Source organism: Vibrio sp. B172a, from assembly GCF_030248355.1.
GTDB lineage: Bacteria > Pseudomonadota > Gammaproteobacteria > Enterobacterales > Vibrionaceae > Vibrio > Vibrio owensii.
The window spans coordinates 24961-48499 of the sequence record NZ_JAHGAC010000025.1; the positions used below are offsets into that span (position 1 = coordinate 24961).

General features: G+C 46.3%; 19 protein-coding genes. 4 read left to right on the forward strand and 15 right to left on the reverse strand.

Features of this window, described 5'->3' with window-relative positions; genetic code table 11:
• Positions 1 to 387: 387 nt before the first annotated feature.
• The 4 genes from KIT90_RS20415 to KIT90_RS20430 all read left to right on the forward strand — a co-directional run bounded on the left by KIT90_RS20415 (position 388) and on the right by KIT90_RS20430 (position 2991).
• Complete coding sequence (locus KIT90_RS20415) at positions 388 to 774, forward strand: hypothetical protein (RefSeq protein WP_285378459.1); 387 nt, start codon at positions 388 to 390, stop codon at positions 772 to 774.
• An 80-nt stretch (positions 775 to 854) separates the two neighbouring features.
• Positions 855 to 1190 (forward strand): type I restriction endonuclease subunit M, encoded by a 336-nt coding sequence (locus tag KIT90_RS20420; protein WP_285378382.1) that lies wholly within the window; start codon positions 855 to 857, stop codon positions 1188 to 1190.
• Positions 1191 to 1629: 439 nt separating this feature from the next.
• A complete protein-coding gene (locus tag KIT90_RS20425; protein ID WP_285378384.1) occupies positions 1630 to 2073 on the forward strand; it encodes a lytic transglycosylase domain-containing protein in 444 nt (147 codons plus the stop codon).
• A 558-nt stretch (positions 2074 to 2631) separates the two neighbouring features.
• Positions 2632 to 2991, forward strand: coding sequence for a hypothetical protein (locus KIT90_RS20430; protein WP_285378386.1), 360 nt, complete (start codon positions 2632 to 2634; stop codon positions 2989 to 2991).
• Positions 2992 to 3017: 26 nt separating this feature from the next.
• Here the strand turns inward: KIT90_RS20430 and traI are convergent, their stop codons facing one another.
• The 15 genes from traI to KIT90_RS20505 form a co-directional block, all read right to left on the reverse strand.
• Positions 3018 to 8792: a conjugative transfer relaxase/helicase TraI gene (gene traI / locus KIT90_RS20435; RefSeq protein ID WP_285378388.1), complete on the reverse strand. Its 5775-nt coding sequence runs from the start codon at positions 8790 to 8792 to the stop codon at positions 3018 to 3020.
• Positions 8793 to 8914: 122 nt separating this feature from the next.
• Positions 8915 to 9070 (reverse strand): Hok/Gef family protein, encoded by a 156-nt coding sequence (locus KIT90_RS20440; protein WP_285378390.1) that lies wholly within the window; start codon positions 9068 to 9070, stop codon positions 8915 to 8917.
• Positions 9071 to 9403: 333 nt separating this feature from the next.
• Positions 9404 to 9643, reverse strand: coding sequence for a hypothetical protein (locus KIT90_RS20445; RefSeq protein ID WP_285378392.1), 240 nt, complete (start codon positions 9641 to 9643; stop codon positions 9404 to 9406).
• 24 nt (positions 9644 to 9667) lie between these two features.
• On the reverse strand, positions 9668 to 11707 hold the full coding sequence (gene traD / locus KIT90_RS20450) for a type IV conjugative transfer system coupling protein TraD (protein WP_285378394.1): 2040 nt from the start codon (positions 11705 to 11707) through the stop codon (positions 9668 to 9670).
• A 250-nt stretch (positions 11708 to 11957) separates the two neighbouring features.
• Complete coding sequence (locus tag KIT90_RS20455; protein WP_285378396.1) at positions 11958 to 12407, reverse strand: hypothetical protein; 450 nt, start codon at positions 12405 to 12407, stop codon at positions 11958 to 11960.
• 93 nt (positions 12408 to 12500) lie between these two features.
• Positions 12501 to 15194 carry a conjugal transfer protein TraG N-terminal domain-containing protein gene (locus KIT90_RS20460; RefSeq protein WP_285378398.1) on the reverse strand — a complete coding sequence of 898 codons (2694 nt, stop codon included), beginning with the start codon at positions 15192 to 15194 and terminating at the stop codon, positions 12501 to 12503.
• A 23-nt stretch (positions 15195 to 15217) separates the two neighbouring features.
• Positions 15218 to 16591, reverse strand: a complete 1374-nt coding sequence (locus KIT90_RS20465) for a conjugal transfer protein TraH (protein ID WP_285378400.1) — start codon at positions 16589 to 16591, stop codon at positions 15218 to 15220.
• Entirely contained in the window at positions 16588 to 17019 is a 432-nt protein-coding gene (gene traF, locus KIT90_RS20470; RefSeq protein ID WP_285378401.1) for a conjugal transfer protein TraF, read from the reverse strand. Before traF (KIT90_RS20470) ends, KIT90_RS20465 begins: the two co-directional genes overlap by 4 nt.
• A gap of 10 nt (positions 17020 to 17029) precedes the next feature.
• The gene (gene traF, locus KIT90_RS20475; RefSeq protein WP_285378402.1) at positions 17030 to 17839 is read right to left on the reverse strand and encodes a type-F conjugative transfer system pilin assembly protein TraF; all 810 of its coding nucleotides are present in this window, start codon (positions 17837 to 17839) and stop codon (positions 17030 to 17032) included.
• 274 nt (positions 17840 to 18113) lie between these two features.
• Complete coding sequence (traN, locus tag KIT90_RS20480) at positions 18114 to 19886, reverse strand: type-F conjugative transfer system mating-pair stabilization protein TraN (protein ID WP_285378404.1); 1773 nt, start codon at positions 19884 to 19886, stop codon at positions 18114 to 18116.
• A complete protein-coding gene (gene trbC / locus KIT90_RS20485; RefSeq protein WP_285378405.1) occupies positions 19883 to 20566 on the reverse strand; it encodes a type-F conjugative transfer system pilin assembly protein TrbC in 684 nt (227 codons plus the stop codon). Before trbC ends, traN begins: the two co-directional genes overlap by 4 nt.
• 172 nt (positions 20567 to 20738) lie before the next feature.
• Positions 20739 to 21152, reverse strand: coding sequence for a hypothetical protein (locus KIT90_RS20490; RefSeq protein ID WP_285378406.1), 414 nt, complete (start codon positions 21150 to 21152; stop codon positions 20739 to 20741).
• Positions 21153 to 21571: 419 nt separating this feature from the next.
• The gene (gene traU, locus KIT90_RS20495; RefSeq protein ID WP_373417707.1) at positions 21572 to 22558 is read right to left on the reverse strand and encodes a conjugal transfer pilus assembly protein TraU; all 987 of its coding nucleotides are present in this window, start codon (positions 22556 to 22558) and stop codon (positions 21572 to 21574) included.
• Positions 22559 to 22584: 26 nt separating this feature from the next.
• Positions 22585 to 23274, reverse strand: a complete 690-nt coding sequence (gene traW, locus KIT90_RS20500; protein ID WP_285378410.1) for a type-F conjugative transfer system protein TraW — start codon at positions 23272 to 23274, stop codon at positions 22585 to 22587.
• A gap of 10 nt (positions 23275 to 23284) precedes the next feature.
• Positions 23285 to 23524 (reverse strand): hypothetical protein, encoded by a 240-nt coding sequence (locus KIT90_RS20505; protein ID WP_285378411.1) that lies wholly within the window; start codon positions 23522 to 23524, stop codon positions 23285 to 23287.
• Positions 23525 to 23539 lie beyond the last annotated feature (15 nt).

Consider the following 23539-nt stretch of genomic DNA (forward strand, 5'->3'; position numbering starts at 1 on the left):
GCATTAAGGCGCGAGCAAACGGTCTTTCCGAATCAATTTAGGGGATAGCGTAGCCTCAGTAAAGAGGGACGTAGTTTCCTCTTGACAGAGTCCACGCCACCCCCTTGTTCAAATTGACGTAAAGACACAGATTTGCACGCTTCACCGCAATCCCTCTCCTTACCTTGGGAGTGCCCTGTACCTAAAACAGGTCTAGCAGGAAGAGGGGGACTTGAGGGCGTAAATGGCTCACAAGTTGGTTTAGCTTCTGTCCTTGCGGTTCGTCCGCTCTCGCGCCCTACGGTTGCGGTCTTGTATTTTTGCACAGCAAAAATGGGCTGTAGTGAGTTTGCAACGTGTCATTACAACATCTTAACCCGTTGTATTTTGAACAGAGGATATAAAGCCATGAAATATTTATCGGATTACATCAACGACAAACAAACCGCAGCATTTGACGAATTAGGCGCATTTTTTGCCTTTTCAGAACAACAGTTTAACGAAGCGAAAAAAGAAGGAGTTGAATATTGCTCAATGGGCGCAGGGTTAATCTGTCCAGTTGGCAAATCAAAACAACTGTTTAACCGATTAAATAAAATTTGCAAAGAAGGGATCGCGCAAGATATCGCAGATAACGGCATTAAAGCGATCATTCGACGTGAGTTATTTAATCACGAATGTTTTTACACAGAAGAAATTGATGCTTGTGTAGAGGCGTTAGATGGTTACAACGTCAGTTATGACGATATTTACCAAGAGTTTAATCATATCCGTAGAACAGAAGATGTGTATTAAGCACAAATAAAAACGCCTAGATAGTTGCACCAACAATTATCTAGGCAGCGTCCAAATTTACAAACAAGGTATGTCAAAAAATGAACACGATGAATAATATCTCAACCAATGAACAATTGAAAGCAGAAACTTATGTTTGTACGGCTGAGCCATTTGAATTAGGCAAGGTGGTAATGACACAAGGCGTTGATCACCTATTGCGTACTAATATTGGTGCAAATTTAAGCGTGTATCTCATGCGTCATAAAAACGGAGATTGGGGGGATATGCCAATTGAAGATAAGATCAGTAATGATGAAGCGACTAAAAAAGGTAGGCGCATTATGTCAGGGTATCAATTCTGCGAGCAGAGAATTTGGATCATCACCGAATGGGATCGCAGCGTAACCACGATATTACTACCACATGAATATTAATCGTTAATTCAACTAAACTAAATCCAGTCAAATACGACTGGATTTTTTTTGCGTTCGATTTTTGTCAGTTAACAGTGTCGATTTTAAAAATCGGCTCGCACTTATTCGCAATATACTATTGCGCTTGAATAGGCATGAGAGTGAAGCGAATAAGTGCTCGCTTACCGCGCTGTCTTTTTCTTTGTCATCCGACTATTACCTTTCGAGAAATACGCTTATCCAGTGGAACGTACATTTTATATCATGATGCGCTGTCATTATCGTGCCAGGATGGTCTTGCAGGATGAAGGGTTATTTTTTTGTTGGATACCGATGAGATATTAAGGTGGTCATTATTGGTTGATTGTTCGTCTCGTACTCACTGCGTGAGCGTATTCTGTATTCGTCGCACAGCGACTCATGTTAAACTGTTTCAACGTTAATCATTTGGTGAAGTGCTATGAAATCTTGTCTATTATTTTTCTTGCTTACTCCTTTAAATGTTTCTGCATTTTGTTTTGAAGAAGCAGGGCAGCATTATAATGTGTCGCCCAATTTATTAAGAGCAATTGCGCAAGTTGAAAGTAACTTCAATCCAAAAGCCTACAACGAAAACAAAAACTCTTCCGGTAAAGTTATTAGTCGTGATTTTGGCTTGATGCAAATTAACTCAAGTTGGTTTGATAAGCTCAGTGATTTTAATGTGACTGAGCAGAACATTTACGAACCGTGTTTTAATGTTTCACTTGGTGCTTGGGTATTAAGTGCTAACTTTGCAAGTCATGGTTATAACTGGAATAGTGTTGGTGCTTATAATGCAGGGTTCTCAAAACGAACCGAAAGCGCAAGAAGAATATACATCCAAAAAGTACAGAACGTTTATTTTTCGCCAAATCTTAAATAACTCACGTTGCACTATAATGGTGCAATGTGAGGTTTGCCTCGTTCTTCCGTTTTGCCTTTCCATTCCTTCGCGGATTTACCTAAGTGATCCGAACTCATCCGTTTTTCGCTCTCGCTACTCGCCTGAAAACGACTTCGCCACGTCTATAATCCCAATCGCGTTCGTAGGTTTCGTTGAAAGCGATTGCTCTTTTGAATTTCTCCACACCCCACGGCGCATTGAAATCAATGCGAATGGTTGTCTGTGAAAAATATAAAACCCACAAAATCAATAAGTTATGCGCTAGCTGTGCGCAAAAAAATACCTCGAAAAAATTTTCAAAATTTCAACTAATTAGCCGATAAAATATGACTTATAAATAATTTCAAATAAGTTATTCGTAAGTTATCCCTTGCTGTGTAAGGCGTGGAAGGGTGTTTAAGTTGTATATAAGTCGAGAATGACTTAAAGCTGCATTAGGCTTTGTATGATAAGGGTTTGTAGTTGATTTGATTTGATGGGTTAAGTTATTATGACTTTTATTTAAGTTAGATTAATGCATAAAAAGGGTGATACGAAATGGCTAAAATGTACCATTTGCAGACCTACTTGAAGGGTCAGTTAGAGCAAGATTTTGCTAAGTTTAAGTCACGTGAGCGGCTTGGTGATGCAGAAGCTACACGTCAACTTTTGACCTTGGCTTTGCGCATCAAGCTTAATGATAGTGACGACGATAGGCCGTCGAACCGAGAGTTGATGGAAGAGATGTATCGCCGTATTAGGCAGATACAAGGGACAGGCAATCTAACCCATGCTCAAAGTTTTGATGGGGCTGCTTTTTATAATAATAAAAAAGAAGCGGGAGAGATGCGTAATTTGGTCACAGCAGAAGTCAATAATAAAGTGGATGCATTTCTTGAAGGCGAAAAAAAAGAGTAACCCAAGGGCTACTCTTTTTCGTTTCATCACCTTTCTAATTCACGTTCAATTTCTCGCTCATCAAACGTATTCGACTTATTATCAAAGTCCAGTTCTTGTTGTTTCGAGGACTCTTTAAGTTCGAACTGCTCTAATGCTTTACTGTCTTGCTCTTTACCATGTTGAGTTATGTATTCCTCTTTCTTGTCGTCCAATTTATCTAGGTTGTGGTCGTGTTGGGTGAGTTCTGTTTTTTCATTAACAACGGGATGATGGAATTTATCAATACACGCTTGGATTTCTTTTATTAAATGCTCTGGCGCCGCAAAGTGAATATCTCTTCCGGTGAAGTTTTGCATGATTTTTTCAACGTTATTAGGGTTTAAATCTGTATTTCCTTGACTGAGTGCAATCACCACGTGTTGACGAAGTTCATCGGTGGGAATATTTTGAATGTCGTTTTTGTGGTTGACATTAATGATGTCATAGTCTCCTTGGAGAGCTTGTTTAATAGCAAACGAATTTTCGATAGACGTACTAATGATGGTGGTGTGTAAATCATTGCCTTGATGAAATTTCGTTATTTTTTTTGACTTGGTGCCTAGTGTTCTTGGATTAACATCGAGCGTGCTGTCTTTATTTCCTTGATAATCTAAATAGGTCACCTCAACGGCTTTGGTTTCTCCTCCTTTATCGTGAATATTGGTTATCATTGCAGGGTGAAAGTTTTTATCTTCCGAGGAGTAAACGGATGGATGAAAACGAACGTGGTCACTTTGTGGTTGGGTAATACCTAATTTGTTTAAGTAGGTTTCAGCGATAGTGCCCGTCAGTGATTGACTGGATTGGATATACTCTTTCGCTCTTTCTTCAAACTGAGCAATATGCTTCGGTGTGGTTTGCAGTAATTTGTCGTGTTGTTGGTTTTCCTCTAATTGATATCGACTTGGATCATTGAGCATGTTATTCGCTTCGGTCATGGCGTCTTTGTAAGTCATTTCTTTATGACTCATCATGAGGTTAATCAGTGAGCCTTTTTCACCCGTTGTGTAATCTTTGAAATAGCCACGATGTTCTCCGGTTAAGGTGACTTTAATAGCGGATTGACCCTCGCCAAAGGTTAAGTAATCACGGTCAGATTTGGATTGGTTGGGTTTGCCTAGTAACTGGATAGCTAAGCTTTCGGTGTATTTTGGCAGCTCACGGTTGATGTGCTCCTTAAATTTGTTGTAGCTAAAGTCTCCGTTATTATCTTGATAGCGAACATCTTCATGAGGAAGCGCCTTATCATTAAAGTAGGTGGTGCTTTGTGGCGGTATATGATTAAGGGTTTCCATGGCACTGGATTTATTGATGTCATTGGAAAGCCAGCTTTTCATCATGGCTTTGGGGTTATCCGTAAAGAGTTTTACGTGCTCACTGGCACGGCTTAAATCGATATAAGCGCGTCTTAAATTGGTCAGTGCACCTTGTCCTTTAATTGTGGTGAGAACGTGTTGATAGGTTGCCCCCTGTGCCATGTCTGCGGTTCGGGTGTACGCATAATCCCAATGACCGTCTTTAAGTTGGGTTGGGTTGATATGCAGGGTTTGTCCGTCTTTGGATTGGGCGGTGATACCTTGGCGTGTCGCTTCATTGATTTGATATTCCACGTTCGCTTTGATGCCTCGCTCTTTGTCGGTAAAGCGAGTGACGATTTTATCGCCAGAGGATAACGGCTTTTCCGCTTGACTAAACAAGGTGGTGAACTTGTGGTCTTTGTTACGTGGTAAAAACGCTTTCTCTATACCAGTGTCATGGTCTTTGACCATGACCACGCCATGCTCAGAATCGACGTTGGTTATCGTGCCATATTCCCCAGGCTTGGTGCTTAAAATTAGCCCCTTTTGGTACGCCAACATGGTTGATAACTCTTCCTTGCTGTGACCTGTAGAACGAAGCCGTGAGGTGATGATGTTCTCTTGTCCAATGGTGTTTTCTTTCATGAGTCCAATGCGAATGTGCTCGGTGATTTGGTCCCGCTCTTTGTTGGTGTAGGCAATGATAAGCGTGTTGTCACGCGTCTCAGGCGTGCGTGCTAGATAGTCTTTAGCCACCACAAAAGGCAGTTTTTCCGTCGCGGCAAGCTGCGCTTTTGCTTTGTCGGGCGCACGTTCATCCAACGTTGAGATGATGTGCTCGGTTTTACCCAGTGCATCAGGACCTTGTGACGCGAGCTTATTTAGGGCGCTGTCGGGTTGTTTGTCCAAGATGTTATGTACGGCGCCTAGGAGAGCCTCATTTTTCTGACGAATGATGTCGGTCATGTACGCGGTATCGATGCGACCTTGGCTCATCGCCAATTCAAAGGGTTTACCTGCACTTTGGGACAGCAACTGCTCTTTATCACCAAGGAGAACGGACTTTGAGCCGCTTTGTAGCACAAGGTCTGTAAATTCTTTGGCTTGGCGGTTACTGACCATTGAGCTTTCATCAAGAAAGAACAAGGTGTTTTGATAGTCCTTTGGTGTGGTAATGCCACGCCTTAGGTCGGTTAATAGACTCTCTAGCGTTTGCGCTTGCACGCCTTTGCTTTCCAGTTCTGACACAGCAGCGTGTGTTGGCGCAAGGCCAATCACCTGTTCAGGTGGATTTTTACCGGCTTGGGTTGCATTGGTTATCAGTTCGATATTTGATTCAAGCATGGTGGATTTACCTGTACCAGCGAGGCCTTGAACGGCTACGAAGCTGTCTTTGGTGGTTGATATCAACGTAATGCTGTCGGCTTGCCCTTGGGTTAGGCGAGGGTGTGCATCAAGGTAGTGTTGTATTTGTAGTGGTGTTGCGAAAGGAACGTGTTGAGCTCTCCCTTGATCAATGTTCCGTAAAATGTGCTTTTCGGTTTCGAGGGAGGCTTGAGTTGTCCATCGCGTCCCATCACTGTACTGAGCGGATAGCACATCACTGCGCTTGGCCAGTTCTGCTTCGATTTGCGCTTTAACGAGCGGTTGATTGGCTTCCTCAAACGCATAGCGAACGGCTTCGACCACGAGGGATTTTTGCGTGAACGCCGCTTCCTTTTCTGAAAGGTGACTTAATGCAAAGTTCACCGCTTTCTCATGCAGTGGCGTGTTTTGCTCTTTGGTGAAGGCTGTTAATGCTTGCGTGATGTCTTGGCGAAGAAGGGTTTCAGTGGCACTGGAGAGATAACGGTCATTGACGTTCTGTGTCCCGACAACGCGTTCAATCGCCGAAAGCGTCACTTCACTTTTCTCCAGCGTTGCCTGGGCTTTTTCTACGCTGTCAGTAAACACATCAATGCGAGCACTTTTTTCTGATAAGTCGTGGAAAAGCGCTTTTGATAACGTGAATGCTTTGCCTGAAATCAGAGTGTGCGACCTTGGTTCAATATGACTGGCGGATTGCACGTAGTCGTATTTTAGTGGCGCGTCTTTCAGAGCCTCTACAGGCAAGGTTTTTGACTCCCCTTGCGTATCGGTCAACGTGAGGGCTTCTTTAGATACCTCCGTGACCACGTAACGCTCATTAGCATTTAAGCCAGAAGGAAAGTGTTTACCCGTGGCGGTGATGCGTTCTCCTTGGTTTATTTGCAAGGCTTCCGGTTTGAACACTTGCATATTAAGGGCTTTAAACTCAGCAGAAGATGGGTCGAGGGTGTATTCCTGACCATCGGTTTTACTTAGCACGTGAACGCGGTTTTCGGCGACGTCAGACTTGGCCACGACCAGCTCTTGAGGTTTTCCTTCCCCCCAATGGCGAAGGGTCATGCCTGGTTTGTAGTGTTGCGCCAACTCTTGCTGTGGTTTGGACAAATAGTGAGGTTGCTGGGTAAACACCGTGATACCGGTTCGAGCCAGTTGACCATCGTTTTGCAAAGAGGTGCGAATGGCCTCAGTTAAGCGTCGCTGCTCAAGGTTGGACGTCGCTAACACTTGCGCGTCATCCTTATTGGTTAGGTAGGTATAAGCTCTTGCTAAGGTCGCCGCATCAGCGTCATGCAACGCCACTTTGCTATCACGGCTTTGACTGTTTACCCACGAGTGAGAGACCACGTTGCCTTTGCTGTACAGGTCAATGGCGTTATACGCTTTAAAGCCTTGGCGACTGGAAGTGTGGTTGAGCAAAATGACTTTACTGCCTGACTCATTGGCCTTGTTGCTTAATGCGATGAGCTCATTTGCACTCATTTTGTTGGCACCATCGACAAGGAGTACGTCCTTGTTGGTCATGGGCGTACCGCTGTTAATGAGACCGTTAAGTGAATGGCGCTGCTCTGGATTGAACAGATGCTTTATCCAGGTCGCTGCGGTGAAACTTTTGCGCTCGATAGTTTGACTGTGAAGCTGCTTGTCTTTTGCGGTTTGCGAAACGAGATGAACACGTTTACCCGCGTGGTTGCCAACATCAAGAAGACTCTGAGCGATTTGTTCACTGCTGCCAAAGACATTGACTACGTGAAATTGCTTGGTGGACTCGTAAATACCGGCGACTTTTTCACGGTTGCCTTGGTTTAGATTGAGTTTATCAAGCGTTTTATCGTCCACTGGGGTTCGCATATGGTGGGTGCGTCCTTTGGTGACGTCCATCAGGGCTTTTTCATTATCGAGCATGGCCTTAGTGGTGTACTGGCCTTTTTCGCTAAGCGGAATGAGCGTGCCTTGTTTAACCCATTGTTCTGCGACGATTTTGAGGTCAATGGCGTTGGCTTGGACGCCACCTTTGGTAAAGTCTGACGCCGCCAGTTCAATGACTTTTTCTAACTTCAAAGCGGTGTTGTATTGACCAAGATGCTCAACGGCGCGATGAAAGGCTTCTTTAGCAATAAGCTCTGGGTTGCGCTCGTGCTTGGTGACGTTTAACGCATTTTGAACCAGTTCTTCAGGTTTAAAGCCTTTGTCGCGGATGGTTTGTTGCCAGCGAGCATTCAAAGAGGCATCGCTTTCATAGGTCTTGGATTTACGGGTATCAAGGGCAGCGGTGTCTCTCGCGGCTTGAGAGTCACCAAAGTTTAATGCTTGTTGATCGATTTGTTGTGAGCGAGTGGAAAACGCATCGAGCACATTTTGAGGCACGCCTTCAACTTCAAACTGACCATTGCCAATGCCACGCATTTGAAAACCGAGATCTTGACTCTGATGAGCAAGCTGACTTTGGTAAAGCGCCGTGTAGTATTTTTGGAAGTTGTAGATGCGTTCACTAGAGCCATTAACTACTGCACCTTTTTGCTTGATGGTCGATGCTAGAGTACGGAGTTGGCCTTCTTTGTCTCGCGTCATATTGGCCGCCAGAACATGAGAGTGCATTTGGGGATCATTTTCGCGGCTGGTTTTATGACGAACGACGGCAAAGGCCATGTTTTCGGTATTGGTAAACTCACGCCCCCCGTCCTCGTTGATCGACACAGCTTGCGCTACGTCTTTTTCGATTTGGTCGAGAACAAATTTAACCGCGTTGTCGTGCGCTTCAACGAGGCGTGTATCGCCACCGACTAATGCGAGTGTGCTGATGCCTTTAGGAGCGGAGAAAGTGAGGTCTAATCCACATTTATGATCGTCTCGTTTGCCTTTGATGGTTTCGTCGCCCAGTTTGCCTGACAGTACGGCTTCTAACGTTTTTTGTTCTACAGGTTTGCCAAGCAATCCAGCTTCTTCGGTGAGTTTGCCATGCCAGAACGTATTTTGCCCTTGCGCCTGTTCTTTGAGGTAGTAGTTGTCGCTCTCGTCTTTTTCGAGCGAAGTGTCGGGCAGTTCTTGGGTGTTTTCTTCGGCTAGGTAGTATTGGGAGGCGTTGGAGGCGGATTTTAGTGGGCTAATGGACATCATAATCGGTGTTTTCCTTGTGTTGGAAATCACCAAAAGTAGCGGTGCTGATGAGGGCGCTTAGACACATGCAGGCAACAAGAAAGGTAGCGGCAAAGGCTAGGTAGAACCTTTGCCGCTTGACCTTATCTTCTTACTTCGTAGGCAAAAATCATGCGAAGGTCATTGTTTGCACCTTTGTAATGAAACTCACACAGTGAATCTCGAAAGAGTGCGGTTAATAACACGACGGTCACGCAGACCACCAATAACAGCGCCACAAGGACGGGTTTCTTCGACATAAATTTGCCTCCAATGAAGTAAGAGGCTATTATCAAGTTGCTAAACATAGATGGAGCCTCGTCTGAATTTATAGTTCATTCGGGGCTTTTTCGTATCTGCATTTAGGCAGCGCTTAAACACAGATAGTCTAAGCGCCCAGAGGCATTGTATCAGAATTGGGTATGGTGACTACTTTTGGTGAAAGGTTGACTTTGAGAAGGTTGCCCTAGCGCGGCTAGGGTTGTGAAAAACGGTGGCTTATCCATTCAATTGATCGGTGCGCATGCTGATAATCCAATCGGCGCGAACGGAACTATTTACCGCCAAATCCCGCATAAGTAAATGACATGTGGTTATATTTCGGTACTACCCACCCATTGCTCGCCAAGAAAAGCATCCACGCCGCAATAAGTCCACGCTGGCTCAAACAAGGTGTTCATTTGACATAGAGCTTGATGTGTCCAACCGCTATTTGGGGCTTCATATCGAGCAAGAAATTGCCCTTCAAGACTGAGTAAAAACAATGGGCGGTGCTTTACGGGAGTGAGAATGTCGGGTTCGTTGCGTTGTTGGTCTGTAATAAAGATCAACATAGAGTGTGTCCTCGTTGATTTTGCCTAATCTGCAATTTCCCCAGCGTCTAGCTGGGTGATTGACGCTTCTTCTGTTTCTCGATGTAGCTGGGCTTGTGTGTCTTCCGCCAATTGCTGATTGAGTGTTGTCTTGTCGTAAGATGCTTCTTTTTTCGGGGCTTTCGACATGGTTTGTTTCTGACTTTCCCTCGCTTGTTGCTGCTCTTCTTCGTTTTCGTAAGTGCTTTGCTGGATAGCCAATAGACGGTTTCTCTGAGTTTCATCGAGTTCGTGCAAGGCGATTAACTCATGGAAAATCAACGCTTGGTCAAGACGTTCTATCTCTTGGCCTCCTGGTATGTTGCGCTTTAAGAAAGATGGCTGAATATTACTCATGCGGTCGTATTTCAGTTGAAGCTTGGTGATGAGCATAGAGTTTGGAGTGCGCAGATAACATTCCAAATCATCCAAGCCTTGAATTTCCGCAGGCGAAACAACAGGACGCGTTTTGTTTTGATGACCAAGTGATACACCATCACGCAGCGCATTCGCGCCGTAAGAGATGTTTTCACGAGAGATGTCAATCTCTTGTTCACCTAAGTCATCCGAAGCAATGGTTGCCATGTCTTTAGAAGGTGCACGGAAGAAATATCGTGTATTAAGCAAGTCAAAGATAACCCTTGCGGCATTACGACCGTAGGTGGTTTCAAGTTGTGCATAAGACTGGATACCGAGTAAATAACAGCCCCCAAACTTACGAACTTCTGAAATGATGTGGGTCAATTCAGGCAGTTTGTGTAAGGTAGGCATCTCGTCGATAATCACCCAGATGCGGCGGTCTTCATCGGGCTCCATGCCTAAGATGGCGTTGGAAGCGATGGCAAGCCACATCGATATCAATGGTCTTAATGCGGTGTGTTGTCTTGCGTTACTGGAGAGAAACAAAAAACCTTGCTGTGATTCGTCTTGCACCCAATCGGTGATAGAAAACGCAGCACGTTTACGTAGGCCGTTGGTGTCTTTCTCATCCAGGCCGTGTAGGTAACGCAGAGACTTAATGTACGTTGCCAATACGGATTTAATCGAAATCGCCGTTTTCTCAATACTCTTAGATACTAGAGAGCTTGCCTCTGTACCTTTCAAATGCTCACCGAGGGTTGCCAATTCGGATGTTAAGATGATGTGCAGTAGGTTTTCGATGCTGCACTCGTACTCATCACTGAGCATCATTTGGTAAGCCGTAGCTGCAAAAATCGTTCTTGCAGAATCCACCCAGAATGGGTCGCCTTCACCATGCTGAGGAATAAGCGCTGCCGCTAAGCTTTCAAACTCTGGCGCGTCTTTCGCGTCACTCCAAATGTCCCAAGCAGCGCAGCGTTCGTCGAAAGGATTTAAAATGATGTCTTTGTGTGGGTCGTAGAACTTACTGACAAAATCACAGCCTTTATCGTAGATGATGGCTTTATCGCCTCGTTCGCGTATCCAGCGAAGCAGCTTACGAATGGCAACCGACTTACCTGCGCCAGTGGTGCCGTCGATTAAGAGGTGTTTGACTTCAAAACTGTCCACAAAGAGTCGATGGCCGTCGAGTGCAAACGGTGACAGTTTTTTCTTTCTTTTAAGTTCTGCGGTGACTTCACTAGGCGAGGCTAAACGAAAACCACGAATGTGGTTATCTTCACTTTGCTCTTTGCCTTTTTTCTTAAACCAGTTGTTGATAACGACAAAGAGAATGCTCGATGCAATGACGTAGATGAGGATACCAACAAAGACCGCTTGCAGAAATTCTTGATGTGATTGAGCAAGGGTGGGGTTTTCGAGTTGCTTACCGAGCGTGCTGCTGTAGCGCTGTCCTTCCCATTCGACCACTACGTTACGTTTTAAGCTAAATCCGAGCTTATTAAACAGCCAGAACAGGGTGTAATAGTAGGTACCGGTTAAGGTGTTGGCCGAAGCGATGAGCCACGTGGCAAACATACCAAGTAGCAGTGAAATGACATTGACGTATTTAATAATGGTCACGTTCACCTGCCACCACATGCGAATGTTATGGAAGGTGATTTGACCACCACGAGTGGTAGACATAAAAGGTTTCCTTTAAAAGAGTTGGTGACTTGGCATGAGAGGAAATGTGTTGTGACGCAAATTCGATGCAAGTCAAAGCGCGCAGAAGACGAAGGGCTTCTGCTCGGTTACAGTGTGACGTTAAGAAAAGTCGCAGTGCTTAAACCAAGAGGTAGCTTAAGCGTTCATTTTGCGTGGATTGGGTATTAATAAGAACAGGGCAGTTGAGATGCCCTGCGAAGTCATGAACGATAATGGAGGATTGCGCTGGTTATAACTGCTTTTGCACAGGGCAAGGGTATTGTTCTTTGAGAGCGGTAGAGAGGTAACTGCCGATTGACGTTCTCACTCCAGCTTTTCCATATTTTTTAAAACTTGGATCTTGCTCAATATGATTGTTAATCAACGTCATTAAATCTTTAGTTTTCCAGTTATACAAATTCTCACGATTGGCTGCGTCTCTCATTGGCAAACAGTAATCAATTCGTTGGTTGGCTGCGTCCAAGCGTGTGGTGTAAAGATTGATGGTATCGGCAGCTGTTCGTACACTGACAAGTAAATAACTATATTCTTGGCTGTTAATGTTTTTATGATGTTCGACATAATAAGCCATGCTAGCTGGGTTATTCTTGCTATTTATGTTTTCATCAAAGTTCGCGATCTCCGCCAAACTTGAAAATGAACACGCTGTGGTTAATCCCAATACGATCCATTTTTTCATGGTTTATCCTCCATATTTTATCTGTATATAATACCAGTATTGGTGTTTGAAATATATCGTCATTGTGTGAAGATTAACCACACTTTCAGCATGTTACCCGTCGGATTTTTTTGTCGGCTCAGATTCTTGTGATGAGTTGGCTTGCGTGAGGTGATCGCTTTTTTGGTTAAAGCTGTCACGCGCGTCCTCCACGATCTGCGCTCGCACGTCTGATTGGTAGTATGCGTCAGTCCCACCACGTTGTTCGTGCTGCTCCAAAATCGCCTCACTGGTATTACTTAGAGCCTTACCTTTGTAGTGCTCACCCGCCATGGTTTGCCACTGCGATTGCGTCGGTTCGCCATCGAAGTTGCTTTGGTGTGTTTCTTGGGTTGGAACGCTTGCTAGCACAAAGTCTTTAAAGGTCTCGGTCTGCTTAAACGCTTCCCACTCATTAGCGCGATCTTGACGAGCTTTGTCATCCTGGCCTGTCAAAATTTGTTTGGCATCTTCTTTTTTGTGCCCTGCTTCAACAAACTCTTGGAACGGGATCACCAGTTTCTCTGACAAGCTGGCCATTTGTCGTTGTTCTTGACTGTTAGCACGGCTGAGCGTATCGACCTCTTGCTGTGATTGCGTGGCTGAGGTCATCAGTCCTTGCGTCTCGTTAAAGTTCGCCACAAAACCTCTAGCGTAAGTGCCCGCCTCTGACTTGCTTTCGTCGGCTGTGAAGCGGTTGCTGGCCTCCGTGGTTTGGTTTACCCCAGAGCGGAAAGACTCAATCGCCGCTTCAATCTGGCTTCGCTGCTCGCTAGAGGTGTTAGAGAGCGTTTCGCGGTCTTCGTCCGTCCATTTCGTGCCCGCGGATGCGCTTAAACCAAGACTAAGGTCAAGTGGGCCCGCTTTGCCTCCTAGCTTCCCACCCACCTTTCCATCAAAGCCTCCATACATCGAATGCAAATACGCATTGGCTTTGTCATGACTCCACCCTGTTACCGCTGAAACTTGCTCGGTCGCTTGACTCACTTGCTCTAACCCTTTGGTCGCCGCCGCTGTTGCACCGCGTCCATGGTTTACCCCATAGCTTTGGCTTCGACTGACCGAGTCTTTCCAGTCCGCCATCAGTTGCGTGCCGCTTTGAATGTTTTGTGACAATGCGGCTTGCTGCGTCGAAAGATTGGACTGCGCTTGAGTGTAAACATCATTCACCGCTTCGGAATATTGTTGGCTTGTCGCCACGTCCCATTGGAAATTGGATGCGGTTGGGCTAGTGTCGTACACCGTCCTATTGCCGTATTGCGTTGTCATCATACCGTCAGAGGCTTGCGTGGTGGTGCCGTGTTGCTTGAGCAGCGTCGAGGTGTCGTATTTGTTGCCGTGCACGTTGTTAAACGAGTGTGTTTGAAGCTGCGTGTTGCCATGACTGATATCACCCGTAGACGCCGCGGCTGAGGTTCGAGCGTTGGTCTGGTTTATCATGCCTGCCAGTTGGTAGTTGAGGCTGTTCATCATCGATGCCGCCCCTTTGGTTAGCGCATAGGCAATCGCCGGTGTCGACATCATCAGATACCCCGTAATGGCGGCCCATTTGGTGTTCACGTAATCAATGCCGTTTACATTTGATAGCGTGATGCCCGCAAGTCCGTGGGTCGCTCCTTGGGTGGCGTTTTCTAAGAACCACAAAGAAATCGCATTGAGGATAGTGAAGACCATCGGCCAAGTGGCGAGGTAAAAGAAGCTGCCAAAATAGTTCTTGAGCACGGGCAGCGTCATATGAGGCAGCAAGGCAATAATGACAACGATGCAACCAAAACACGCAAAGAGAATGATGCCAATCGAGTGCATCATGGGAATGAACTCTTTGGCTTGCAAACCAATGTTGGCCCACATGGTGGTGGTTTGCATTTGGTTCGTCGTGTAAGCGTAATTAGTGGCCATGCTGTGGGCGTTTCTCTGAAGGTTCCAGCGCGTCATGTTAATGGCCATGTTTTGTTTGAGAATATCGAGTGAGCTATTGCTGATACCAATCAGGTCGCTATGGCTGTTCTCGATGGCGTTTCTTAAAAACGTGGTCTGCATGGTGCTTTCACGGCCTGTTACGTAAGACGCGAGTTTGTTGACAGTGCGGTTGGCTTCCTCATCAAACATGGCCGTTAACGCAGGCAACGCTTGTTCGCAGGTTTGGTAGTCGCCATCAGGGTCATACAATCCACGAAGGGGTGACATATTATAACGGGCTAAAAACCCCAGAATATCGGGCGCATTGTTAAACGCATCTTGGGTGTATTTACGGTTGATGCGAATATCACCGAGTACGCAGTTATGGTAAAAGTCTTTCCAGTACTTCTGGAGGGCGACGGTTTCTGAGTTGGTGCTGCGCATAAGGGTATAAAGATTCGAACCAAAGACCATACCAGAAGTGCTGTAGAGGCGGTCATCGGTACTGCTAAACACCGTCTCTATCCCTTGGGTTAAACCGTGCATGAGCGTGGTGGCCGCCCATCCGGGTATCGCTACGATATACGGCACGTTGGCGACAGAGCGACTGGCCATCGGCTCTTGCACGTCAATCACTTGCACGGTGGTTTTCATGCTAATGAGAAACGTAGGAATGGCGAGGTAGACGACCGCAAAACGAAGCACGTGTTTGCTGTCTCGATAAAGGAAGAACAAGGTAGTGGCGATGACAAACCCTAATTGCAGGGCTGTTTCAACCAGAGAGCCAAAGGTATTTGTCGTAAAAAAGGTGGCGACGGCGTTCAATGCTTTTTGCATTTGAGTACCTGCGCCGTAGAGGTACATTTCCATAAGAGCGGATTTCCTTTCTATGGTTAGTGGCCAAACGCGAGATTAGCGGCGGTGTCTTCACTTGCGGCTTCAGTGAGTAGGTTGCGTTTGCGTTTGAGTTGTTCAATCAGCGTCAAGTGTTGGTTTAATTGGGCATTGTTGTGCTCTCGAACGGCTTGCAAGTAGTTTCTCGCTTCACTGATGGCATCAAAGGTGCGATTCACATCGTTTGGGTTCACTGATGCAAGATTCGCAATGGATTGATTGACCATCATGAGCATGTTGCTTAGGTAGGCGTGCAAGATGTCAGCAGCAATGCTTTTTGCATACAAATCACTTTCCGGTGGCACGTTAAGGTGCGCATCGTCAATAAGCATGGCAAGGATAGGAAGGCGGCTGATTTCAACAAAGCTTTTTTCTGTCTCTGTGATGGGCGAGTCTGACTGTAATTTCTGATAGAGCGAATCAATCGTTGCTCGTACTCTGGTATTAAACGCTTGGCTCTTATTGATGGTGAGGGAACGCAAGGTCATGGTTAGGCATTTATCGGCGCTGTTACATCGATACATGTCGAGCGTTCCGCCTTTGAGTAACGTATCAATCGCGGTGTCGTTACCCACCATCATTGATGGTACATAGTTGGCCGTGCCTCTGGCATCATAAATCACAGTTCCGGTGAGGTTCATGACAAATTCGGCGACCTCTTTATTGCTCTTGAGGTAAGTGCTTTTCATCAGTGCATCCCAGACTACATTCAGGTTCATCTTTACTGCGTGTGCCAGAGCGTTGTCGGTGTTGCCTGCTAGGGTGTTTTGGTTCGTGCTGACGTTGCTGCATTCATGTTGGGCTTCTAGCCAATCCGAAAAACGGTTGTTTTGTGTACCAAGCGTGGCACAGGCGTGGCGTTTCGCTTCTCCATCCGCAAACGCCGCCAACCCTGATACGGCCGATTGCGCAATCTGACACGAGTTCATCGATGTGGTGTTGAATTGGTCAGCGATGGCTTGCAGTTTGTCACGGTTTTCTTTGATGGTAGGCGCCCAGGTTTGCAGCGCCAAATCCACGGCAAAAGGCACCGCATTGGCAATGACCGATTTACCAAAGGCGACCAGTTGGTCTGAATTGATGTGTGAAAATCCGCCCATGAAGGCATCAATGCCCCCACAGCCAGCACTGACGGACGGCATGGTGATGGCCGCCAGTTGAATGTTTTGAATTTTGGTACGAGCAAAGAGACTGCCTGCATTGTAGTAGGTCGCCGATTGCCCTTCATAAGCGCTTGGGTTGGTGACGTTGCTATTAAAGCCGCTATCATTAAAAAAACTGTCCATCGAGTCACCAAGACTGCCCGCGTAGCCATAACAAGGCAGCGCCACGGTCATAACAAGAAGCGCAATGCGAATATTGAGCGTGTTCATTGCATGGTCTCCATGATAGTACGGTCGGCTCGGATGGTCTGATAACTACCAATGAGCGCTTGGTAAGAAACATTGCCCTCGCTTAAGCGTACGTACTTCCCTGTGTTGACATTGATGAGAAACGTCGCTGGCGTGATGGCATTTTTGATGTCACCAAAAAAGGCGTTGGTAATATCGGGTGTGGTTGGCATGGGCGCGGTATAACCAGGAATGGGTTGGCCATCAAACGAGAAGTCATAGACGGGTAATCCTACAGTGCGCTCAAACTGCTTCATGGCCGTTGTAAACTTGTGGCACTCAGGGCATTGACTGAAGTGAAAGAACACAATCGCGTATTGTCCGGTCATGGTGGTTTGTGCATGTGTCAGGGAGGTTGAGGCGAGTGTGAGCAGCACACTCAGCCATAATGTGCGAAAGAGAGTCGTCATTGGATTGTCCTTAAAAATCACTGTCTTGATAGTCAGTGGCGATGTGATGGAATCGAGAAAGTAGGTCGCTTTGAGAAATAAAACCGTAGGCGAGGGGTTTCAGTTCCTTGGTGTGAATGTTGGCCAGCATTAAAGCCGGTGTGTAAGGCACGTTCACTCTGCCTGTGTTATCGACACGGTTTTCATTGATGGCATCGAAAGTTTGACCATCTTTGCTGATGCCTACCAACTCAATGTTGTACTGATGTGCAAACGCTTGAATGGACGGTGCAAGGGTTTGTGAAATAGCATCACTGCCTTCGTAGACAAAGTAGATACCCCATCCCTCTTGAACCAACTGTCGCACACTCGCTTCGTTTTTGGCCTTAATGGTTTGGTAGTACGTTTCTCTGGCTGCTTGGTGTGTCGGACGGTCTTTGGTGTAGGAATACTCAGGGTGTTCATTGATGAGCTTTTTAAACGTCATGCCCGTTTGGGTGGTTTTGTCGTCAATGAACTTCTTAAGCTTCATCAGCTTGAGGTTCTTGGCTTCATCGGTGGGGTTAATCGTTGCGTCGTTAAGCGCTTCATTAAAGGTTTCATGGAACCACTGCATTTGTTCTGTGGCGCTCATGACGGTGGTGACACTGTTTTGGGGAGTAGGCGTTTCCTCTTTGGGTTCGTCCACTTGAACTTTTGGTTCGTTGTACCAGCGCCAGCCTTTGGGTTGTTCATTGGCATGAATGCCGGTTGCAAGAAAAGAGAGCAGCAAAAGAGGTAAAGCGTGGTTTTTTAATGCCTTTCCTCTCTTGTCCGCCGTTTTTGCGGATAAGTCGTTCATAGGTAAAAACCTTCATTGCCAGAATCGTAACATCTTGCTCGTTCTAGAGTGAAAGAGCGTCCAAAGTGGTTCGTCGATACCGTGCTTTTGTTTGTGCGCTATCATTTCTTGTTTTAGGCGGTAGAGCTGCCGTTTAAACAAGATGTGCCGAAGTAGGGTGAGCGCAAACCCCGCCAAGGAAAGCAGGGTTGCCAATAGCAGTAAGTGGTTCATTTTATGGTTACTTTTGTTTAAATTGGCTGGACGCCAATAGGTGCAATAGTTTGAGGTGGCGTTAATCACCATAAGCGCTGGTGATGCGATCTTTGATTTCCTCTTCGGAAGGTAGATTGGTGTTATCGTGCATATCGCCGTAGAAATCAGAAAAATCAATCAATTCAAAATCGATGGCTTGAAGCTGCTCAGGTGTAATAGCGCCGCAGATAGGGTGCTTAGCTGAGCCAAAACTGATGCCTAATTGTCCTTTTACGCCTTGCTGCTGAATGATACGGGCAAGCTTGCTATCAAACACACAGTAGGTTTTCTTCTTGCGTGTACACACGCCAAGAACAGAGCTCGCACAGTAACTACCAAGCGCAACGGTGACGCCTTGTTCTTTAGCTTGACCAAGGGCTTTCTCTTCTTCATTGCATTCATCAATACCAATGTCAGTGCCCCATCCGCCATCTTTACAACAATCCGCCAAACCAAACGCTTTGTCGGTGCATTTCATGGCCTGACCAGTAAATATTTTTGGTGGATCGCCAATGCCTTCCGCTGCCTCTCCCAAGGCGGCCAAGGCTGAGGCGCTTTCATCAAAAGAATCATCCGTCGTTGGCATTTCTTCAAAACAATCACCATCAAGGCAAAACGATTCTTCACCACAAAGTAAGCGTGTTTCGCTGCATTGTTTGGTTGTGCAGATATGCGGAATGTTTTGTTCTACGCACACTCCGTTGAGCTCAAGGTTGCAACTTGCTGATTCGGTTTTGGCTTCGCAATCTTGTGGTAATGATTGACAGGCATTAGGAAAATCGCACACATGGTTCAGTTGATACTTCCAACAGTCGAGGTAGGTTGGAATGCCATTGATGATGCGCGTGTCAGCGCCGTCAATGCACAGTTTTTCAACTTGAGAACATTCGCCAGGAAGCGAGCATTCACTTTTCCATGTGAAGGAGTTTTTGATGCACTGCGCACCTGAGAGGGTGTAACCTTCATCGCAGATAAGGCCAGCAGGTTGCTCGGTAGGAACGAGACCGCAGATTTCATATCGTTGGGTTTTGCACTGAAAATCGCCTTGGTGACCACAGGAAACAGTATTGGAGTATTTCAATGCACCTTTTCGATATTCTTGGGCGTTGACCACGCGGCCATCCCATTTGTACGTGGTTCTATTACTGCCATAGGCACCTGAATAGGTCGTTACCTCATTGCGTCCGTAGTCAAAGCGGCACTCTTCCACTTCACCGTGACACGTAGTGCCGTTTAGTGTCCATCCATTCGGGCATTGGTAATGCGTCGTGCCGACTTCGACGGTGGCGATTGGCTCGCTATAGCATGGAACGGGGCTCCGCGTTGGCGCCGTGCAGGTGCGTTCGCTGTGTTCGACGAGACATTGTGAGCCTGACTGACAATCCACAAACTCATTGGATTGACCATGACTGATTTCATAGGCGTTATCGATGCCAAGCGTCGAGAATCGATAAGTGTCGTCATTGGGATCTAGGGTATAGTCGTTGTTATTAAAGTTATCCTGTATCGCCTTGGCATTGTCGTTGCTGTAAAACTCGGTTGTAGACTTGTCGGTGATTTGAGTGTGGCTCATGCCTGCTTCTTCTGGATCACGTATCTCATCAACACAATCCGGATTGTCGCCTGCACAAAAATCAGACAAGTTGAGTGTCATGTTGGGATCGTTATAAGCGTTAGCTGGCGCATGTTTGGCCCACTCTACATGGTCGTAAAACGTACTTTCTTGTGGGTCGCTGAATGCTTGAGTAGACATCAGCATTAAGGAGGCCAACGTAAAACGAAGGCAATCCTGAATGACGTCGCGTTGGTTCACGGTGTTTTCCTTTTTAATACTTGTTTGGCGATGTACCCAACGTCTCCTTGGCTTAGTATCTCCAGCGCACTAGGAAGGGAAACGTTGCCATAGACAATGTCGTAGTCGCTCTCTGAGCACTGCGCTTGCGTGCACGACTCATTCATGGACACAAACGCAGGAACATGGGTAATGTTGAATTGACGAAACCACTCAGGATTGATGGCAAGGCCGCTTTCAATGTGTGTTTTGTCGGGCTTTTCCAACAAGCTTGTAATGCGAGTGGTGGTCGGCACAAAGCCTTCCGGCAGTACGCCTCGTATCACCAATGGCACTTGATATTCTTGGCTTTGTCTCAGCAGTTGCCGCAGGGCTTGGTCAGGCATTGAAAGCGAAACAAACACCATCACGCCTTGCGCCTCTTTGTTTGGATTGGGAGTTGGCGTTCCGAGTACGCTGGCAAGCGGTGAATCTTTTAATGCGTTGTCCATGTGTTGGTGCATGGACAGCGCCTCTTGGCGATATTGCTGACTTTGTTCAATGAGCCTGGCAATCTCAGATTGGCTTTCAGGTGCAGCCACCGCTTGTTCTTGTTTGGCGAGGGCGTTGAGTTCGTCTTGAGAGTAACCCACTTTAGCAAGTGAAAGAGGGCTGACAAGCAAGGCAGGGAGTAGCAACAAGGCATTTAGGTTTGATGGCATGCGGTCTCCTTTGTTGGTGTGGATTTAAGAGCGCGACATTTGGTGAAAAATTTGGATGTTTTTTATCACTCGCTCTTGCTGCTTATGTTCAAGGCCGTTTTTACTAGCCTCAATGGAAGAAAAAGCGCACGGTTAACGGTGCGCTTTTTCGGTCATGGTGAATGATGCCGTGCTAATGTTGCTCTGTTTGCGCTTCATTAGTTGTCGTGTCGGCAGTAGGGTGCGATGCTTTCGTGAGGTCGTGAAACTCTAGTCCCAATATCAATATCGCAGCCGATACCACATATGCCGCGGTTTGGCTCAGGTTTAACCCAAGCCTCCAACAAATAAAGAGCGTGACAATGAGCAACAGCGGTGCGGCCAAGGTGCGCATTGTCTTGGATGTAATTTTTTTGGGGCGAATGAATTTAGGGAAGAAGACTAACGCGGCGAGGAAGATGGCAGTAAAAAATAACCAACTTATCCACTGAGTGAGGGTGAAGGTGATGCCATATTCGACAATGCCTATATTAATTAAGGTTGCAGCGCACGCTAACAGCGCTTTTTGACGCAAATTATGCGTGATCCAATGGGTTGAGTTTTCCATAGTTGGTTTTCCTTATTGAGTAAAGTCAGTCTTTGATGTGTGGTGATATCGAGTAACCTTTTGATGATACGGTGATGTTGATGAAGGTATGGTTGGAGCAAAATCACAATTGAATAAATAAAAAGTCGCTGATAACACCAATGTCATCGATAGTGCAAATGCACCGTCCCAACTCTTGCGGTGTAAATGTAAGTATGCATCGTCTATTACCGCTTCCATTGGAAGTTGTAACTGCGTTTTTGCAAGTTTTGCCAGTAGGTTTCCTACTGGCTTTTTTATTGCCAAAGTCCCAGTTTGGGTGGAAAGTAAGCAGGCACTCAGAATGGATTTCTGCGTGCTCCTTGTATAATAAGAATGATGATGTATTTCGATTAACGAGCGAGCTATTCGCAGACACCTCTACGGCCTCACTCGTTTTTTTACAAGAACACGCAGTTGCGTTTTCGCCAGTTCACAAAGCCAAAGTTGCCACCCGTCGTCGGGTTGTCTTTCCCTTGTTCCCATAACGTAGATGTGGTTCCATACGGATAGCAGTTTCCTGCATCGCTGATAGGGGCAGAGAGTTGATAACGATAACGACTTTTTGGCAAAATCGGCTCCGGCCATTGATAGCAGATGGCACCATCCTCACCTCGTGTCTCCCACACAATCCCTTGTCTGTGCATCTTGAAATTAAACCTCTCCATCATCAATGCACCCACTTGTGGGCCAGTATGGGAATAAGCACTGTTTCCTGTCAGAGGGTAAGCACTACCTTGTGAGCCCAAGCACCAGAACAAGGCATCAAAAGGTAAAACTTTGCCAGACGTGGTCGCCATGGCTTCGGTCACGCAAGATAGTTGCGTTATCGGGTTACCAAACAAGATCGCTTCAGGGTTTAAGATGAATGAGAGCTCATCGTCATCCCAAAGGGGATCGAGCTCTGTTAAGTACGCGATATCAAAGTTGTCCGTTGACATACAAGCCGCCGATTGCAGCAGTTGTAACCAGTAAATCAGCGGATATTTGTACCAATGCACATGGTAAAACGCGTTGCCGCTGGTTTTACTGCTGGCGTCGTGTTGTGAGCCACCGAGTTGTTGGTGGTTACTTCCACTAAGCTGCATTCCCATGTTGACCATGCAATAGGGCACCCGCGTCACATCGACAAGAGAATAGGGCTCCCAATATCCGATGTTTAAGCCTATTTGCATAAAAATTGGGGGTGGCTTGGGGCAAAAGGATATGGGCATACTTGGGTTTCGCGTGTCGGGGTATTTTGAACTTATCAAGGGCACACTGCCAAGCGTCATAGGAAAGAGGCATTTCCAACAGATGTCTGAAATAGGGTTGATAAACTGTCCGGTACAGGCAGCGGATTTTGCTTGGGCTTGCCAAGGTGACAGACTCACCAAGACAAGCAGTATCCAATGGGCTTTCAAAGCATTTCTCCTTATTTGTTTGGTTTCTCCATTGATGTGGCGAAGGGGGTGGCGTCGATTTCGGTGACTTTCCAACGTTTACCGTCTTGCTCTATCACTGAAGGGACATGTGATAGCTGGAACTGGCGGCTGTAGTGGCCTTGTTGGTCAAAGTAGATCCTCGCATCCATGAGAGGCGCCAGTTCATCCGGACTGCCATTGGTTAATATCCACTTGATGGGCTTGTCCGAGATAAATTGTTTCGCCCATGAACGTTGGTTTGGATCATCACCATCAAAGAAAACCAAGGTGTGTTGATATTCAAATTGCACCTTTGGAATATCGGTTGGCCATGTATCGGTATCGAAAGGGTTGATGACCAAGCCTTTGGTGTAAAGGAGTTTGCCCTGCGCATCTTTAATATCGGTCGCCAGTTTCAAGGATGGGTCGATGTAAAAAGTTCGAGGGGTCGTGGTGGTGGTGAGTCCTTCAACGGGCGTAGGCCGACGCACTTTGCTTTCTACGCGCTCGATAAAGTCTTGTTGCATTTGAGCGGTTTGACCTGTGGCTTCAAGGTGTTTTAGCCTTGTTTCTATCCATTCCAACATATCGATTTCAATAATTGGAAAAACTTCACCTTGGCGGCCAAGATGCTTACTTATCGCCATGGAGGAGTGAAACAGTAGCAATGCGCTGATAAGTGTAAAGGTTGAGCGTGTCATGAATGTTCCTTTAAAATTGAGTGCTCCCTATTAAGGCATCGCCTAAATAAGCTTCGGCGCCCGCTTGCCACCACTCTAGTGGTATTTGCTGGCGTACCTGCCACAAATCCCAAGGTGTCCAACCCCATTTAGGCGCAATGAATCGAGCAAGTTGTCGACCGTCAAGGCGCTTGTATATCAAAGGGAGGTGTTTGTTCTCTAAGAGCAGTGCTTTGCTTTGTGTCGAGGGTCTGTCAGTAATGAAAATCATGATGATGCCTCACTT